The sequence below is a fragment of the Kocuria sp. cx-455 genome, assembly GCF_057707085.1.
In genome coordinates, this window is the sequence record NZ_JBYIPM010000006.1 from 184,948 (window position 1) to 200,757 (window position 15,810).

17 protein-coding genes are annotated in these 15,810 nt (G+C 62.4%); 11 read left to right on the plus strand and 6 right to left on the minus strand.

What is annotated here, in order from left to right; all coding sequences use genetic code 11:
• Positions 1-29 precede the first annotated feature (29 nt).
• The gene (locus AC3ENJ_RS10560) at positions 30-1,223 is read right to left on the minus strand and encodes an aminotransferase-like domain-containing protein (RefSeq protein ID WP_190807857.1); all 1,194 of its coding nucleotides are present in this window, start codon (positions 1,221-1,223) and stop codon (positions 30-32) included.
• 96 nt (positions 1,224-1,319) lie between these two features.
• Between AC3ENJ_RS10560 and AC3ENJ_RS10565 the strand changes: the two genes are divergently transcribed.
• Positions 1,320-2,141, plus strand: coding sequence for a PTS sugar transporter subunit IIAB (locus AC3ENJ_RS10565; protein WP_431814012.1), 822 nt, complete (start codon positions 1,320-1,322; stop codon positions 2,139-2,141).
• Between the two features lie 18 nt (positions 2,142-2,159).
• Positions 2,160-3,698, plus strand: coding sequence for a PTS ascorbate transporter subunit IIC (gene ulaA, locus AC3ENJ_RS10570; protein ID WP_431814013.1), 1,539 nt, complete (start codon positions 2,160-2,162; stop codon positions 3,696-3,698).
• Positions 3,699-3,714: 16 nt separating this feature from the next.
• Here ulaA and AC3ENJ_RS10575 read toward each other — a convergent pair whose 3' ends face one another.
• From AC3ENJ_RS10575 to AC3ENJ_RS10585, 3 genes are all read right to left on the minus strand, one after another.
• Positions 3,715-4,332 (minus strand): TetR/AcrR family transcriptional regulator, encoded by a 618-nt coding sequence (locus AC3ENJ_RS10575; RefSeq protein WP_431814014.1) that lies wholly within the window; start codon positions 4,330-4,332, stop codon positions 3,715-3,717.
• Between the two features lie 119 nt (positions 4,333-4,451).
• On the minus strand, positions 4,452-4,847 hold the full coding sequence (locus AC3ENJ_RS10580) for an SdpI family protein (protein ID WP_431814080.1): 396 nt from the start codon (positions 4,845-4,847) through the stop codon (positions 4,452-4,454).
• 55 nt (positions 4,848-4,902) lie between these two features.
• Positions 4,903-5,571 (minus strand): DedA family protein, encoded by a 669-nt coding sequence (locus AC3ENJ_RS10585; RefSeq protein ID WP_190782179.1) that lies wholly within the window; start codon positions 5,569-5,571, stop codon positions 4,903-4,905.
• 116 nt (positions 5,572-5,687) lie between these two features.
• Here AC3ENJ_RS10585 and AC3ENJ_RS10590 point away from each other — a divergent pair, with 116 nt between their 5' ends.
• The 3 genes from AC3ENJ_RS10590 to AC3ENJ_RS10600 all read left to right on the plus strand — a co-directional run bounded on the left by AC3ENJ_RS10590 (position 5,688) and on the right by AC3ENJ_RS10600 (position 7,507).
• Entirely contained in the window at positions 5,688-6,140 is a 453-nt protein-coding gene (locus AC3ENJ_RS10590) for a pyrimidine dimer DNA glycosylase/endonuclease V (RefSeq protein WP_190807862.1), read from the plus strand.
• A 94-nt stretch (positions 6,141-6,234) separates the two neighbouring features.
• Positions 6,235-6,984 carry a glycosyltransferase family A protein gene (locus AC3ENJ_RS10595; RefSeq protein WP_190782177.1) on the plus strand — a complete coding sequence of 250 codons (750 nt, stop codon included), beginning with the start codon at positions 6,235-6,237 and terminating at the stop codon, positions 6,982-6,984.
• Positions 6,977-7,507: a DUF2238 domain-containing protein gene (locus tag AC3ENJ_RS10600; protein ID WP_190782176.1), complete on the plus strand. Its 531-nt coding sequence runs from the start codon at positions 6,977-6,979 to the stop codon at positions 7,505-7,507. Before AC3ENJ_RS10595 ends, AC3ENJ_RS10600 begins: the two co-directional genes overlap by 8 nt.
• 27 nt (positions 7,508-7,534) lie before the next feature.
• On the opposite strand, the gene AC3ENJ_RS10605 is transcribed toward AC3ENJ_RS10600, so the two are convergent.
• The gene (locus tag AC3ENJ_RS10605; protein ID WP_431814015.1) at positions 7,535-8,209 is read right to left on the minus strand and encodes a TetR/AcrR family transcriptional regulator; all 675 of its coding nucleotides are present in this window, start codon (positions 8,207-8,209) and stop codon (positions 7,535-7,537) included.
• A 121-nt stretch (positions 8,210-8,330) separates the two neighbouring features.
• On the opposite strand from AC3ENJ_RS10605, the gene mhpA reads away from it, so the two are divergent.
• The 6 genes from mhpA to AC3ENJ_RS10635 all read left to right on the plus strand — a co-directional run bounded on the left by mhpA (position 8,331) and on the right by AC3ENJ_RS10635 (position 14,304).
• The gene (gene mhpA, locus AC3ENJ_RS10610) at positions 8,331-9,965 is read left to right on the plus strand and encodes a bifunctional 3-(3-hydroxy-phenyl)propionate/3-hydroxycinnamic acid hydroxylase MhpA (RefSeq protein ID WP_431814016.1); all 1,635 of its coding nucleotides are present in this window, start codon (positions 8,331-8,333) and stop codon (positions 9,963-9,965) included.
• A complete protein-coding gene (locus AC3ENJ_RS10615; protein WP_431814017.1) occupies positions 9,962-11,053 on the plus strand; it encodes a maleylacetate reductase in 1,092 nt (363 codons plus the stop codon). Before mhpA ends, AC3ENJ_RS10615 begins: the two co-directional genes overlap by 4 nt.
• Entirely contained in the window at positions 11,046-11,942 is an 897-nt protein-coding gene (locus AC3ENJ_RS10620; RefSeq protein WP_431814018.1) for an intradiol ring-cleavage dioxygenase, read from the plus strand. Before AC3ENJ_RS10615 ends, AC3ENJ_RS10620 begins: the two co-directional genes overlap by 8 nt.
• Positions 11,943-12,058: 116 nt before the next feature.
• Entirely contained in the window at positions 12,059-12,247 is a 189-nt protein-coding gene (locus AC3ENJ_RS10625; RefSeq protein ID WP_190782172.1) for a hypothetical protein, read from the plus strand.
• Between the two features lie 72 nt (positions 12,248-12,319).
• Positions 12,320-13,813, plus strand: a complete 1,494-nt coding sequence (locus tag AC3ENJ_RS10630; protein ID WP_431814019.1) for an AlkA N-terminal domain-containing protein — start codon at positions 12,320-12,322, stop codon at positions 13,811-13,813.
• Positions 13,810-14,304, plus strand: coding sequence for a methylated-DNA--[protein]-cysteine S-methyltransferase (locus AC3ENJ_RS10635; RefSeq protein ID WP_431814020.1), 495 nt, complete (start codon positions 13,810-13,812; stop codon positions 14,302-14,304). The genes AC3ENJ_RS10630 and AC3ENJ_RS10635 overlap by 4 nt, the downstream gene beginning before the upstream one ends.
• A gap of 50 nt (positions 14,305-14,354) precedes the next feature.
• Here the strand turns inward: AC3ENJ_RS10635 and AC3ENJ_RS10640 are convergent, their stop codons facing one another.
• Positions 14,355-15,758: an 8-oxoguanine deaminase gene (locus tag AC3ENJ_RS10640; protein ID WP_431814021.1), complete on the minus strand. Its 1,404-nt coding sequence runs from the start codon at positions 15,756-15,758 to the stop codon at positions 14,355-14,357.
• Positions 15,759-15,810 lie beyond the last annotated feature (52 nt).

The window sequence follows — 15,810 nt, forward strand, 5'->3', positions numbered from 1 at the left end:
GCGCCCTGACGTCGCGTGAGGGTCAAGCCCTAGTACTTGGCCAGCGCCCGGCCCAGTCGATCGAGCCCCTGGTCGATGACCTCTGGTGAGTGGGTCACGAACGACAAGCGCATGGTCGAGCGGTCCGGATCGTGTGCGAAGAACGATGCCCCGGGCACGAACGCCACGCCCTCGTCGAGCCCGATTTCCAGCAAGCGGGCGGTGTCGATTCCGTGGCCCAGCCGGACCCACAGGAACATGCCGCCGTCGGGCTGGGTGACCTCGGCGCCGTCGGGAAGAATGCGCTGCAGGCTCCGGTACATGGCCTTGGCGCGCAGTGCGTAGACCGGACGGACCTTGTCCAGGTGGGCTTCGACGTCGGCGGTGGCAAGGTAGCGCGCGACCGCCAGCTGGTCCGGGACCGGGGACTGCAGCCCGATTGCCTGTTTGGCCACGGTGAGCGTGAACTGGATGGGGCCTTCCGAGCGCATCCACCCGATGCGCACGCCCGGGGCAATGACCTTGGAGACCGAGTTCAACAGGATGGTCTGCGCGGACATGCCCGGGTGGGAGGCGATGGGCGGCAGCGGCTCGCCGTCGAAACACAATTCGCCGTACGGGTCGTCCTCCACAAGTGCGGCGCCGGTACGCAGCAGGACATCGGCAACCGCCGCGCGACGCTCCACCGACATGCACACGCCGGACGGGTTCTGGAACGAGGGAATCAGGTAGACGAACTTGGGTGAGTGCTCCGCAATGAGCTTCTCCAGCTCGTGTGGAATCACTCCGTTCGCATCGGTGGGCACACCGATTAGTCGCGCACCGTTGAGTTCGAAGGCCTGGACCGCGGCCAGGTAGGTGGGGCGTTCGACCAGCACCACATCACCCGGATTGACGAGCGCCTGCGCGACCACGAACAATCCCTCTTGGGATCCCGTAGTCACCTGAATTTGTTCGGGGGTGGTTTCGAGGTAACGGCTGATCCGGGCAGCGGCCTGCTCCCGAAGCTCGAATTCTCCCTCGCTGGATGCGTACTGCAGAGCGCGCTGGGCGTGGTTCGCGAAGACCCAGTCGTAGGCCGCGCGGATGTCCTGGACCTCGAAGTATTCGGGGTCCGGCACGCCGCCGGCAAAGGAGATGACGCCCTCCTTGGACACCGCGTCCAGCAGGTCCCGCACCGGTGAGGAATCCACTCCGTCCAAACGGTCGGCCACGCGGAATCTGAACATGCCCTGTGCACTCATGAACGTGAGTATTTCACGACGGCGCTCGGTCACCCTGGGTGCGCGGTCGGCCTCGGAATCCTTTTGTGGTGAAACCCGGAGCGCTAGCCTGACAACATGTCGGAAATCGTTGAATTCCTGGACAGCTCTGCCATAGCGCTGGACCACGAATCCGCGGATTGGCGCGAAGCCGTCCGGTTTGCCGGTTCTCTCCTGGAGAAGTCAGCAGCGTGCTCCGAGCAGTACACCCGGTCGATGATTGAGAACGTTGAGCAGAACGGGCCGTACATTGTCGTGGCTCCCGGATTCGCCTTTGCCCATGCTCGACCCTCAGAGGCTGTCCACCGCACCGCGATGTCCTGGGTGCGGCTGAATACCCCGGTCGAGTTCGGCCACGCCAAGAATGACCCGGTGACTCTTGTTGTGGCATTGGCCGCGAATGACGATTCCGCCCACACCCGCGCAATGCAGCAATTGGCCAAGGTCCTGGGATCACCGAAAAAGCGCACGGCCCTGGATCAGGCCGCGACGCCGGAAGAGATTCTCGACATCCTCGGCGGAAGTGCCACGGCACAACAAGCCACCCACCACATCAAAGATGATGTGACGATCACGCATTCGGGTGCCGCACACGACCAACAGGCCCAAAGCACGACCAACAAGATTCTCACCGTGTGTGGCAATGGCCTGGGAACCAGTCTGTTTCTCAAGAACACGTTGGAGCAGGTCCTGGAGCACTGGGGGTGGGGTTCTTACATCACGGTGGAAGCCACCGACACGATCTCCGCCAAGGGTAAAGCCAAAGAGGCGGATCTGATTCTCACGTCGGGGGAAATCGCACGAACCCTCGGAGACCTCGGCATCCCGGTTAAAGTCATTGAGAACTTCACGAGCATGACAGAACTGGATGCTGTCCTGCGCGATTCATACGACGTCTAGCGCAAAGGTAGAGCCCTCATGGACTGGCTCGTCAGCACCGCGGAATTTCTGGTCAATGAGATTCTGGCCGTGCCCGCATTTCTTATCGGCATTATTACAGCCGTTGGACTCATTGCCCTGCGCAAGTCATCCGGCCAAGTAGTGGGTGGTGCCATCAAAGCGACGCTTGGCTTCTTACTCATTGGTGCTGGCGCAACGCTCGTAGTGGCCTCCTTGGACCCGCTGGGGAAGATGATTCTAGGAGCCACCGGGGCTCAAGGGGTGATACCCACCAACGAAGCCATAGCCGGAATTGCTCAAGAACAATACGGTGCCCAGGTCGCCTGGCTGATGATCCTGGGCTTCGTGGTCAGCCTCATTCTGGCCCGATTCACGCCGCTTCGATACGTCTTCCTGACCGGTCACCACGTGCTCTTCATGGCAACCATGCTGACGATCATCCTTGCGACAGCGGGATACAACGGCACCGTGACCGTCCTCCTCGGCGCGCTCTTGCTGGGAATCCTGATGGTTTCCCTGCCGGCCTTAGCGCACCCCTGGACGCGAAAGATTACCGGCGACGACAGCGTGGCCATCGGCCACTTCGGAACCGCCGGTTACATCGCAGCCGGCGCCGCGGGACGCGTGGTGGGGAAGAACAGCCCGTCGTCCGAGGACTTGAAACTCCCCGAGGGACTGCGATTCTTGCGGGATTCCATGGTCGCCACTGCCTTGTCCATGGCTCTCATGTACATCGTCATGGCCATCCTGTTCATGGTGCGCGCCGGCACGGAGGAAGCATTCACCGCCTTTGCGGGCGGTGCCACCGGTGTGGGGAACTACATCATGCAGTCGGCGACGCAGGGACTTCAGTTCGGTGTGGCGGTAGCCGTCATTCTTTTCGGCGTGCGAACCATCTTGGGCGAACTGGTACCCGCCTTCCAGGGCATCGCGTCCAAGGTCGTGCCGGGCGCCATCCCCGCCTTGGACGCGCCCATCGTTTTTCCGTACGCGCAGAACGCCGTTCTGTTGGGCTTCATTTTCAGTTTCATCGGCGGACTTCTCGGACTTGCCGTCCTCTCTGTTTGGCTTAACCCTGCGTTCGGCATCGCCCTCATCCTGCCTGGATTGGTGCCCCACTTCTTCACCGGCGGCGCGGCCGGTGTCTACGGCAATGCCACGGGCGGGCGTCGCGGTGCCATGGCAGGTGGTCTGGTCAATGGGCTGATCATTACTTTCCTGCCGGCCCTGCTTTTGTCCGTTCTTGGAACGTTCGGCTCCGAGAACACCACGTTCGGGGACGCGGATTTCGGCTGGTTCGGAATACTTGTCGGCTCAGCAGCCAACTTGGGTGCGGTCGGCGGAGTCATCGTGGTCCTACTCATCGGCCTCGTCCTTCTGGGACTCGCCATTATGTTCCAAAAGAAGGCGGTTGACGGGCGTTGGGATCCTGCCCCGGCTCGCGCCACCCAGCCGGCCATGTCGGTGACACCACCGAGTTCAATGAACGCCACCAGGAGCTACAAGAAAATCCCGCCGCCGCAGGGCGCACCAACACCGCCACCGCCCATGAAGTAATTGTGCAGAGGAGCTATTACTTCACCGGGGGCCACGCCCGAACGAGGGACAGCATGTAACATTCGAACGCCTCATCCGCACTCTGACCCACCAAAGCCGGCCGAGTGACCTCCATGGAGACCCAGCCGTGCACACCCGCCCAGATGGAATAAACCACTTCGTTGAGCGGGAAATCCCCCAGCACTCCCGCTTTCATGCAGTCGTCCACGCGCCGAAGAAGAGTATCGATAGCGGCCCTGGAGGACACCCCGTGCGGAGGTTCCTCGGTGAAGTTCTCGAATTTGATGTTCGGGCGTTTCCCGCCACGGCCCATCATGACGTTGTAAAGAGCTGGATAAGTGAGGGCCCAGCCACGGTAAGCCCGGCCGAGCTCCAAGATGTCAGTCAGTGGGTCGCCGGTGACCGGGACACTTTCCTGGGACTCGATGAAGTTGCGCACTGATTCACGGATGACAGCCCCAATAAGGGCACCACGGCTCCCGAACATGGTGTAAATCGCCGTAGTAGAAACACCGTGCTTGGCCGCCAGTGGGCGCAATGATACGGATTCGACTCCGCCGGTCACGATTTGATCAGCAGCATCGCGGATCAGCGCGGCGCGGGTTTCATCATCAAACTTCTTGGGTCTAGCCACCCCGTAATGCTACTAGCCAGAAGCATAATAACGGTGTTATATATAGTCAGACGTGTCTAGGCATCCTCGGATGCCTAGCTGCTGCGGAGTGTCTTGGGGGCACTCCGCAGCACGTCGCATCAGCGGTGTCGGAACAAGTTTGACTGGTCCTGGGTTGCATGCGCTCTGACCGCAGCTGCATTTGCCCTGATCGCCACGGGAACAGAACCCACGAGAACCGCGCCGTAGCCCAACGCAAAGATGATCATCGTGACGGCTGGCGGATTTTCTTGCTGCCACAGGAACCCCGAGAGCACGAGCGCCGCTCCAAAATTGACGGCCGCAATTCCCACCGTGCGCACGAGCGGGGCTGCGGCACGATGCGCGGCGTCCCAGGCGACGTCGGAGACCTGCGTCTTTCTGGTGCGAATCCCGATCGAACCGTTGCGTCCAATCAGTCCGAGCGCGCCCTGTTTGGCGACCATGAGATAGAAGGCGCCGACCATGAAAAGACCCAGGCCCCCAAGAATCCCCATGAGGTTCACGAATTCACCCGCTCTCTGCTCGGCCTGGGTCTCTATAAGTTCAGTGCTACGCCGCTCGACTTCTCCGGTTGCGGCGCACACGACGCACAACCCACCAGATCAGGAAGGCCAGAACGGCGAAAACCACGATGCGGGAGAACACGCCGGCGTACTGCTCCGCGATATGCCAATTCTCACCGAGGAAGTACCCCGCAACCACGAAAATCGTGTTCCAGATCAGGGATCCCGCGGCACTCAGGACAACGAAGAGCGGGAAAGACATGCGTTCGATGCCGGCGGGGATGGAAATCAATGACCTGAAGATCGGGACCATCCTGCCGAAGAACACGGTGGCTTTACCGTGCCGCTCGAACCAAGCTTCGGTGCGATCCAGATCGTCGAGGTCAACCAGTGGCATCTTGTCCACAATCACACGCAGCCGACGGCGGCCCAACGCGGCACCGATCCAGTACAGGGCAATGGCACCGACGACCGACCCCAGGGTGGTCCAGAAAATGGCCCCCGCCAGGGAGAAGTTGCCCTGACTCGCGGTGAACCCCGCCAGCGGAAGGATGACCTCCGAGGGCAGCGGAGGGAACAGGTTTTCGAGTGCTACCAACAAACCGGCGCCCGGAGCTCCGATCGCCTCCATAACTTGAACCACCCACCCCGCAAGTCCATCGAGTTCAGCGCCACCGGCTGCTTGGGCGGGCAGGAGGACAGAAGCTAGGGACATCACGCATTCGCTTTGTGTGGGGTTCAGGAACGCGCCCATGATACGCGAGGGCGCTTGGAGCTTCCCCCAAAGCACCGGCGGACAAGCGCGGACGATCGACGAGGCACAATGGGGTCATGAGACTTTGGTCATTGGATCCCGCACTGCTGGACCGGCGCGCGTTGGTCGCCGGCTGGCGGGAAACCCTTCTGGCTCAAAAGGTCCTGCGAGGTGAGACCAAGGGATATACCCGCCATCCCCAGCTTGAGCGCTTCCGTGACCGCCCGGATCCGCTCCAGGCCATCGCGGATTATTTGCATGCCATTGCGGACGAGGCAGATCGACGCGGGTACTCCTTTGACCGGGGACGCATCTCACGCGCTCGTTCCGCCGACCCGGACATCATGTATGTGACGTCTGGGCAACTCAATTACGAACTCGCCTTTCTGCAAAGCAAGGTTGCGGGCCGTGACCCGGAGTGGGGTCACACGCACCTGGACGACACCATGACTGCCGAGCCGCATCCGCTCTTCGCCGTGGTCGATGGACCCATTGAGACGTGGGAGCGCGTCAAGCCAGCGGCCGAATAGTGCTGCAGTGAGCGAACGCCGCGGGCCTCGCCGGGACAACCCGTAGGGAGCCCACGTAGAGTCAATATGACCCTTTTTCCTGGCTTGGAGACTCATGAAGTGCAGCGTGGTCATCCCCACACGCAACGATTCCGGGTACCTGCATCGGTGCCTGCGGGCCTTGAGTCGGCAGAGCCGCCTTCCCGATCAAATCATCGTGGTGGATAACGGCTCCACGGATGACATCGCTGCAGTCCTCGGGGAATTCCCGGAGGTCACGTGTTTTCGCGAAGACATCCCCGGTGTGGCATATGCCGTTCGCTCCGGGTACGACGCCGCTCGGCATCCCGTGATCCTGCGCTGCGACGCGGACAGCATTCCCTCAACGCAGTGGGTTGAACGCATGATGGAAACCATGGAGCGCTGTGCCGCCTCCACCGGCGCAACCCACGTGGTCGCAGTGTCGGGAATCGCTCGGTTCGGACCCCGACACCCCACGCTAGGGAGATTGGCGGGGGCCTTGTACTCGTACACGTACCGGCTCGTGGCCGGACTAGCCCTGGGGCATGTGGCGCTCTGGGGGTCCAACATGGCTATGACCGCTGCGTGGTGGCATTCGGTTCGGGACCGCGTCCATTTGTCGGCGGACATCCATGACGACTACGACCTCAGTTTCCAGCTGGGCCCGGACCAGACCATCCGGTTGGATCCTCGCAACGTGATGTTGGTGTCCTGGCGGGCAGCGGCCTCACCCTCCCGGATCGTGCGACAGCTGCGCATGGCGTACAGCACCATGCACACCAATTGGGTGATCCAGAAACCATGGGTTCGAATGCGAGACAGGTGGAGTGCCTCACGTGGCTGAGCGGCGCCCCGCAGGCGAATATGTCGCCTCCAGCATGTGCTTCTCCGCCCTGGCCTTCGCTCTCTTATACGGAATTCAGGAGCGGTGGGTTGACGTTGCCGTCCTACTTCTGGCCGGGCTCGGTCAAGTGGTGGCCTTTCTCTGCTTCCGAAACGGGTACGCGCGGGGCGTGTCCAGTGTGGTGGTGCTGATTGCCGGGGTGAGTGCCGCGGAACAGCTCTACAGCAGAATCTCGTGGTGGGATCTTTTGATCCACTTCATCTGCACGTACGTGCTGGTCTTGATCGTCTGGAATCACGTGCTCCGCCGCGCCCCGGGGCGGGGCACCCTCCCCACTCGCCGACGCATTCTCATGTGCACAGTTGCCGGCCTGGCGCTGGCCGCGGTGTGGGAACTCATGGAGCTCATTGGGTTCTTATTCGTGACCCCCGACATCCACATTCCACCGCTCGACACCCTCAGTGACGTCGCCGCCGGGGTCCTGGGTGCTTCCCTGGCAGGACTCCACAGGAAATCTCGGTAGAGGGGCACAAAGACTGTTGTCCACGTGTCAATCCAGTCCTGGCAAGGGTCGGGACACGACCTCACGGGCATCTTCCACAGAGACACCCACCATCCGGAGCATGTTCTCGGCGAAGTGTTCGGCGAGCTCCTCTCGACCCTCACCTGAGTTCACCATATTGATCGCGGACGCTTGTGCCCCAAACGTGCACACGACAGCCAGATCAAGGTCCACCACGTTCAACCGCCCCGCCTTGACGCCACGCTCCAAGTCGCGGCGACAGCGCGGACCGAGCACTTCCACAACTATCGGATGGGCCACACCCAATTTCACGTAAATCCTGCCCCACAGCGGATCGGTGAGCGCGTGACGGACGAGTAATCGCAGGGATGCCGCGTAGATCTCGGCCGGATCATTGGTGAACTCCGCCACTCGGTCCAACCGGTCGCCCACGGAATCGATTTCCCCTTTTATCAGCGTGCTCAACAGATCTTCGAGAGACGGAAAGTAGTTGTAGATGGTCCCGGCGGCCAGCTCCGCTGCGGCCGATACATCAGCCATGGTGACGGCCGCCAAACCCCGGTCAGCCACCAGCTTGCGCGCGGCTGCCAACAGCTTTGCTCGGGTTCGCGCCCGTCGCCGCCACTGTCGACCACCATTCATCCCCTCCGTCGGCAGTGGCGCGGACGTTTCCAACCGGGCGTCAGAGGAGGCAGAACTCATGCCTACAGACTACGTGAGCAGGTTCAGCAACATTCAATATTGAGGCTTGCATCAATCTTGAGCATACCCTCATAATGAGATGCAGTTCACAGCTGATCTGACGTCTCTGACAGGAGCCCTCATGACCATTCCTCCGACCAAGGCCATGCCGGTGGTGCCCACCACCGATACGGTTGCGGACTACGAAGCTGACATCGCCATCGTCGGATACGGGCCCGTGGGCGCACTACTTGCGCTGCAATTGGCGCAGAACGGCCACAGCGTGGTAGCGGTGGACCGGTGGCGCGAGCCCTACAAGCTACCCCGTGCTGTCACTTACGACCACGAAATTGCCCGCATTTTGGCCACTCTCGGCATTGATTCCGACAAGGACGACGCCGTGGAGCGCCACCCCGAGATTTACTACTGGAAGAACGCCGACGGTAAGACCCTTCAGGAAGTGGACTGGGGCAGTGACAACCCGTCCGGGTGGGCTACGCGCTACTGGTTCTACCAACCGGAACTTGAGGAGCGACTGCGGTCGATGGCAGCCCAGTACGAGCAAGTGACTCTCCTACGTGGAATGCGCGTCACCCAGCTGACGCAAGATGTCGACTCGGCCACCGTTGACGGCATCCAACTCCACGACGAGGGCGGTGCCCAACGCACTCGGATCAAGGCCAAGTACGTTATTGGCTGCGACGGCGCCAACAGCATTGTTCGCGACAGCCAAGAAATGGCCTACGAGGACCACGGCTACTTCTTCGATTGGCTCATCCTGGACATGAAGCCCACGGTCGAGCGCGAGTGGTCCCCTGCCCACTGGCAGCTGTGCGATCCAGCGCGTCCCACAACCATCGTTCCCGGCGGACCCGGGCGACGCCGCTGGGAATTCATGGTGCTCCCGGGCGAGCAACCTTCCGAACTGGCCAGTCTGGAATCCGCCTGGAAGCTCCTGGAACCGTGGGACGTCACGCCGGACAATGCCGAACTCGAACGATCCGCGGTGTATCGCTTCCAGGCTCGATGGTCGGATGAATGGCGTAGGGGACGTGCGTTGATCGCCGGGGATGCCGCGCACCTCATGCCGCCGTTTGCCGGTGAGGGCATGTGCGCCGGTGTTCGTGACGCCATTGCGTTGGGGTGGCGTTTGGATCTGGTACTTCGTGGCCTCGCGGAAGACGCGCTCTTGGATTCTTACGGTCCCGAGCGTCGCGAACACGTGAAGTCCTACGTCGAGTTCTCCATGGAACTCGGCAAAGTCATCTGCATTACCGACCCCGCGGCTGCCGCCGAGCGGGACAAGCACATGCTGGCGGACATGGAGAACTACGATGGCACTCCGGTGAACACTGATATCGGCATTCTGGGCCCGGGACTGGGCGTGGAAGGTGATGCTCACGTGGGGGAGCTGGCGCACCAGGGCGTTGTCGAGGGGTTGGGGAAACGGGGTCGATTCGACGATGTGGTCGGTCGCGGGTGGATCTTGATCGGCCTGGAACACTCTCCGTGGGAGGCACTCACCGAGCAGCAATGCGCGGCGTTGGAGCGGCTGGACGCCAAGGCCGTTCACATTGGCCCGGTGGGCAGCGATGCAGAGATTCACGACGTTGACGGCGTGTTTACCACGTGGCTGGGAGACATGGGCGTGAAGTACGTGGTATTACGCCCCGACTTCTACGTGGCCGCCTCGGCCACGGACAGCCAACACCTGCAGCAGTCCGTCAACACACTGATTTCCAGGTTGCATTTGACCGCCAAAGGAGAAACCAAATGACATCGTTCATTCACGATACCTTGGGCCAACGAGTCATCCTGGACACGGGCAAAGCGCCGGAACATTTACGTGCCGAGCTGGAACGCCTGGAGTGCTCCAACGTCATGGTGATCGCCTCGGAGTTCGAATCTGACCTCGCCGCGCAAGTGGCGGGTGAGACTGACACGGTTCTGAACTGGAACGAGGTACGCCAGCACGTTCCGGTGGAGAACGCTCAACGAGCCCGCCGGGCGGCAGCGGATGCAAAGATAGACGTTCTCGTCAGTGTGGGTGGCGGTTCCACCACGGGTCTGGCAAAGGCTATTGCTCTCACTTCTGGTTTGCCGATCATTGCCGTACCCACCACGTATGCCGGTTCCGAAGCCACACGCATGTGGGGCATGACCGAAGACCGAACCAAGTCAACGGGTTTGGACGATCGCGTTCTACCTAAAACTGTGATCTACGATTCCACGTTGACGTTGACGCTGCCCGTTGAGTTGTCCGTCGCCTCCGGATTCAATGGGTTGGCGCACTGTATTGATTCCATGTGGGCCCCCAATACGGACCCTATTGCTCAGGCCATGGCGCTGGAAGGGATCCGCGCGCTCGCCCGTGGCCTGCCGCAGGTGGTGAGCGACCCGAAGGATCTTGGGGGAAGAGACCTGTGCCTGTACGGTGCGTATCTTTCAGCGGTCTCTTTCGCTTCCGCGGGATCAGGTCTCCACCATAAGATCTGCCACGTTCTGGGCGGTACGTTCGACCTGCCCCACGCCCAGACCCACGCCACGGTCCTGCCGTACGTCCTTGCTTTCAATGCCCCTTCAGTTTCTGAAATCGCTCGTCGAATTTCCCAGGCACTCGACGACGCCCCGTCTGATGGGTCGGCACCAGCGGCGGTATCGGCGTTGGAGACACTGCGCGAGGCCACCAATGCACCGCGAGCCCTCCGGGATGTTGGAATGCCCGAGGACGGGATTGCCGAGGCCGTGGAACGCATTATGGGGGTGGCTCCGAAAGACAATCCCACGCCCGTGACCGAAGAAAATCTGACAAATCTGCTGCGCAACGCGTGGTCCGGCGAAATCCCTGGAGGAAATCATGAGTGAAACGGTGAACAACAGCGTGACCGAAAAACAAAGTGAAAGGGAACAGTTCGTCACAAATATTGCTCTGGAGTCTTTTGAGGATTCTCCCAATGAGCGATTAAAAGAAATCATGCAGTCGCTAACCAAGCACCTGCATGATTTCGCGCGCGAGGTGCGCCTGACCGAGGACGAGTGGAATGCCGGAATTAAATTCCTGACGGATGTCGGACACATCACCACGGGTACTCGACAGGAATTCGTGCTGCTCTCGGATGTGCTGGGTGTGTCCATGCAGACCATTGCCATCAACAATGAGGCCTACGAGAACGCTACCGAGGCCACCGTCTTCGGACCGTTCTTCGTGGAGGACGCACCGGAAATCGACAACGGCGGTGACATGGCCTTTGGGGCAAAGGGTCAACCGTGTTGGGTCGAAGGAACCGTGAAAGACACCGATGGCAACCCTCTGCCCGGTGCTCGCATCGAGGTGTGGGAATGTGATGAGGACGGTTTCTACGACGTTCAGTACGACGATGGCCGCACTGCGACCCGCGCCCACTTGTTCGCGGACGAGAACGGCGAATACCGATTTTGGGGACTGACACCTGTCCCCTACCCCATTCCCTACGACGGGCCGGTCGGTAAAATGCTCGACGCGGTGGGACGTTCCCCAATGCGCGCCTCACACCTGCACTTCATGGTGTCCGCCCCGGAGAAGCACACTCTGGTCACTCACATCTTTGTCAACGGCTGCGAGTACCTGAAACGAGACAGCGTGTTCGGGGTGAAGCCTTCTCTGATCAAGGACTTCGAACAGCAAACTGCAAACACACCTACCCCGGACGGCCGTGAACTGGATCGGGATTGGGCCCGCGCTCGCTTCGATATCGTGCTGCCGCCGGCGAAGTAGAAGAGCTGCGCCCTCCCCGGCGGTGACAGTTGAATGGGTGGCCCTCACCTGAAAACCCATCCCGATCATGACAAAAGTCAGTGGCGCCCTCCGCCCGTGGTTGACACACTCAAGTCATGAAACGGCAAACTCTGGCTTTCTTCGCTCTGGTCATCACCATCCTCTACGGAGCGGGCTTCGCAGCCTTCGACACCTCCCAGGCCTATGCGGCCCTGGGCGGTGCCCTGGTGGCCATCTCGTGGATTGCAGTGGGCGTCTTCGGGCGGGACACTCCCCGAGGATCTCGCCGTTCACTCGACAACTGACTGACCCCCCCCATTCACGGTCATGTCCGAAAACCGCTAGTGCCATGCGTGGAAGCGTGTCACTGTGGTGACATGAACTTTCAGGACATGAGCTTTGACCAGCGGTACCGCGCCGTTCAATCGCGCGATCACCGCTTTGACGGTCAGTTCGTCCTGGGCGTGACAACAACCGGGATCTACTGCCGCCCCAGTTGCCCAGCGCGCACCCCCAAACCCGAAAACGTGCAGTTCTTCCGCGCGAGCGCCGCCGCCCATGCCGCGGGGTTCCGGGCCTGCAAACGATGCTTACCCGAAGCCGTCCCCGGCTCACCGGAGTGGAATCTTCGGGGAGACGTGGCCGGTCGAGCGATGCGACTAATAAATGACGGTGTGATCGATCTGCACGGCGTTTCGGGCCTCGCACAGCGCCTCGGTTATTCGACCCGCCACCTCACCCGCATCCTCCGCGACGAAACGGGGGCCGGGCCGCTCGCACTCGCCCGGGCCCACCGCGCCCAAACGGCCCGGGTACTCCTCACGCAAACGGCCATGCCCATCTCGGACATCGCGTTCTCGGCAGGGTTCAGCAGTATCCGCCAGTTCAACGACACGATTCGTGAAGTGTACGACCTCTCTCCGCAGCAGGTCCGAGCGCACGGTCGCCGCACTGCACAGACCGACACCCCCATCGTGGACATCGGCTTGAGCTATCGGGAGCCCATCGACCTGCCTGGGCTATTCGACTGGTTCGCCGCACGCGCCATTCCCGGCCTCGAACACGCGGATGCCTGGTCCTACGCGCGGGCCGTCCACTTGTCCGGTGGGCCCGCATGGTTCAGGGTGTACACCTCGCCCAATTCGCGCAGCGACCTGCGCCTGCAAGCTCGGGTCGCCGAGATGCAGGACCTCCCCGTTCTCATGGCGCGCGTTCGTCGGCTGTTCGATCTCGACGCCGATCCGGTCGCCGTGGACACAGCCCTCACCACCCTCTCGACCATCAGTCCGCTCGTCGCGGCGGCGCCTGGGATTCGTGTGGCCGGCTGCGTGGATCCGCATGAACTCTTGATCCGCACCATGATCGGCCAAAAGATCTCCGTGGCTGCGGCACGCACGGTCCTCACCCGGATCACCACCGAACTGGGGGGTCCCGCTCCCGCGTTCGCGCTCGGACTCACCCACATGTTTCCCACTATGGAGTCCATTGCTGAGCGCGGCGGCGCCGTCTTGTTGGGACCGAAAACTCGCCGGAACGCCGTCGTTACCGCGGCCGAAGCCCTCGCGGCAGGCCGGCTGCGCCTCGGGTTCGGTGACGACTCCCACGAACAACGGGAGGCCTTGCTCGCGCTGACAGGCGTGGGCCCCTGGACCGCGGAGTACGTGCGCATGCGTGTCACTGGCGATCCGGACGTGTTCCTGATCGACGACGGCGCTCTGCGCGCCGGAGCTCGCCGGGCCGGTTTGCCCGCGGGCAAGTCCGAACTACTCGCCTGGTCGGCCCAAGCCGCGCCGTGGCGCAGTTACCTGACCACCCACCTGTGGAGGGCGCCCACCGTGCCCGCACAGCCGCCCGAAGGAGACCCCTCATGACCGCCACATTCCAAACCGTGAACACCCCGGACGGACCGTTCACCGTGATCATCAGTGAGGCGGGGAAAGTCATTGCCTCCGGGTGGACCTCGTCCGTTACAGACACCGCCTCGCGGATCCGCCCCGCCCACCGCCCGGACAAGATCGAGGAAGGGCCAGGGGACGCGGCGTCCGCGGTGGAGGCCTACTACGCGGGGCATGTGCGCGCCGTCGACACTGTGGAGGTCCAATTGCACGGTACCGACGGCCAGCTCGCGGGGTGGAAGGCGCTGCGCCAGATCAAACCAGGTCAGCCATTGAACTACTCACAGTTCGCGCGTGCCCTGGGGAGCCCGTCTGCCGTGCGCGCGGCGGCGTCCATTTGCGCGCGCAATCCCGTAGCCCTGTTCGTACCCTGCCACCGTGTGCTCCGCACGGACGGTTCCCTGGGTGGCTTTGCGTGGGGGCTCGACATCAAACAGAGCCTGTTGGACCGGGAGGCGAGCGCCTGAGTGACCGGCTCAAGGCCGACGCGCCATGCAGCGCGGACGGACAAGGCGGATTAGTCCCGCATCAACAGTTTGGCCTGCTCGCCCTGCCGCGCGATGACGCGTTCGAGGTCCACGCCCGGCAGGGCGCCGTCCTCCACGACCCAGCGGCCGCCCACCATGACCCGGTCCGCACGATGTGCCCCGCACAGCACCAGCGAGGCCACGGGATCGTGGGATCCGGCGAAGCGCAACTCGTCGCGGGTGAACATCGCCAGATCCGCCCGAGCCCCGGGCTCCAGCACACCGATGCCCTCCCAACCCAAAGCTCCCGCGGAACCCCGCGTGGCCCAGTTCAGAGCCCGTGAGACCGGTACTTGGGACGGCCCGGCGGCCAACCGTTGAATGTTCAGGGCGGCGCGTACTTCCTCGATCATGTTGGATCCGTCGTTGGACGCGGACCCGTCCACACCGAGCCCCACGGGAGAGCCGGCCGCCTCGAGTTCCAGGGCCCGACACGTCCCCGATCCCAACCGCATGTTCGACGTCGCGCAGTGGGCCACCCCCACTCCTGCGGCGCCCAACCGCTTGATTTCGGAGTCATCCAGGTGGATTGCGTGCCCCAGCCACGTGTGTGAGCTGAGCCAGCCCACGGACTCCAAGTAGTCCACGGTGCGCAGGCCGAAACGTTCACGACAGAAGTCCTCTTCATCAATGGTCTCGGCCAGGTGCGTGTGCAGCCGCACGTCCAAGTCAGCGGCCAGGGCTGCGGTGTCTCGCATGAGCTCGCGGGTGACGGAGAACGGCGAACACGGCGCCAGGGCGACCCGGATTCTGGCGTCCGCTCCGCGCTGGTGATATGCCTCCACCACGCGTTGGGAATCGGCCAGGATGGTGTCGTGGTCCTGCACCGTGGACTGGGGCGGCAAGCCGCCGTCGTCCCGGCCCAGTGACATGGATCCTCGGGTGAGCATGGCGCGAGCGCCCAGGCGCTGGACCACGTCCACCTCAATGTCCACGGACTCTTCCAGGCCCGCGGGGAACACGTAGTGGTGATCGGCCGCCGTGGTGCACCCGGACAACAATAGTTCGGCCACCGCCACGGTGACCGCGGACTCCAGAGCGTCCGGGGTGAGCCGCGCCCACACGGGATACAGACCCTGTAACCAGGGGAACAGTTCGGCATCCGCCACCGGCTCCCAGGCACGCGTGAGCGTTTGGTAGAAGTGGTGATGCGTGTTGATCAGGCCGGGCAGGACCACGTGGGCGGCGGCGTCGAAAATCCTGTCATATCGGGCTGGTTCCGCCCCCGCCCCCACGATCTCCGTCATGATCCCGATGCTGGTATCGACCACCAGGCCGCGGCTGGCATCAGCATTCTCGCGGGAGGACGTGTGGATTCCGTCGGGGTCCTTGATCCAGAGCAAACTGTTGTCCGAGCGCGGACTCGCGTCTTGGACGGAACGTTCGATCGTCATGGCGAACCTTTCCGGGCAACCTCCGTCACCCGTGATGAGCTCGGCATCTCAC

Coding starts and splice junctions, on each gene's coding strand:
- AC3ENJ_RS10560 (WP_190807857.1), bottom strand. CDS start 1,223: ATGAGTGCACAGGGCATGTTCAGATTCCGCGTGGCCGACCGTTTGGAC.
- AC3ENJ_RS10565 (WP_431814012.1), top strand. CDS start 1,320: ATGTCGGAAATCGTTGAATTCCTGGACAGCTCTGCCATAGCGCTGGAC.
- ulaA (WP_431814013.1), top strand. CDS start 2,160: ATGGACTGGCTCGTCAGCACCGCGGAATTTCTGGTCAATGAGATTCTG.
- AC3ENJ_RS10580 (WP_431814080.1), bottom strand. CDS start 4,847: ATGGGGATTCTTGGGGGCCTGGGTCTTTTCATGGTCGGCGCCTTCTAT.
- AC3ENJ_RS10585 (WP_190782179.1), bottom strand. CDS start 5,571: ATGTCCCTAGCTTCTGTCCTCCTGCCCGCCCAAGCAGCCGGTGGCGCT.
- AC3ENJ_RS10590 (WP_190807862.1), top strand. CDS start 5,688: ATGAGACTTTGGTCATTGGATCCCGCACTGCTGGACCGGCGCGCGTTG.
- AC3ENJ_RS10595 (WP_190782177.1), top strand. CDS start 6,235: ATGAAGTGCAGCGTGGTCATCCCCACACGCAACGATTCCGGGTACCTG.
- AC3ENJ_RS10605 (WP_431814015.1), bottom strand. CDS start 8,209: ATGAGTTCTGCCTCCTCTGACGCCCGGTTGGAAACGTCCGCGCCACTG.
- mhpA (WP_431814016.1), top strand. CDS start 8,331: ATGACCATTCCTCCGACCAAGGCCATGCCGGTGGTGCCCACCACCGAT.
- AC3ENJ_RS10615 (WP_431814017.1), top strand. CDS start 9,962: ATGACATCGTTCATTCACGATACCTTGGGCCAACGAGTCATCCTGGAC.
- AC3ENJ_RS10620 (WP_431814018.1), top strand. CDS start 11,046: ATGAGTGAAACGGTGAACAACAGCGTGACCGAAAAACAAAGTGAAAGG.
- AC3ENJ_RS10625 (WP_190782172.1), top strand. CDS start 12,059: ATGAAACGGCAAACTCTGGCTTTCTTCGCTCTGGTCATCACCATCCTC.
- AC3ENJ_RS10630 (WP_431814019.1), top strand. CDS start 12,320: ATGAACTTTCAGGACATGAGCTTTGACCAGCGGTACCGCGCCGTTCAA.
- AC3ENJ_RS10635 (WP_431814020.1), top strand. CDS start 13,810: ATGACCGCCACATTCCAAACCGTGAACACCCCGGACGGACCGTTCACC.
- AC3ENJ_RS10640 (WP_431814021.1), bottom strand. CDS start 15,758: ATGACGATCGAACGTTCCGTCCAAGACGCGAGTCCGCGCTCGGACAAC.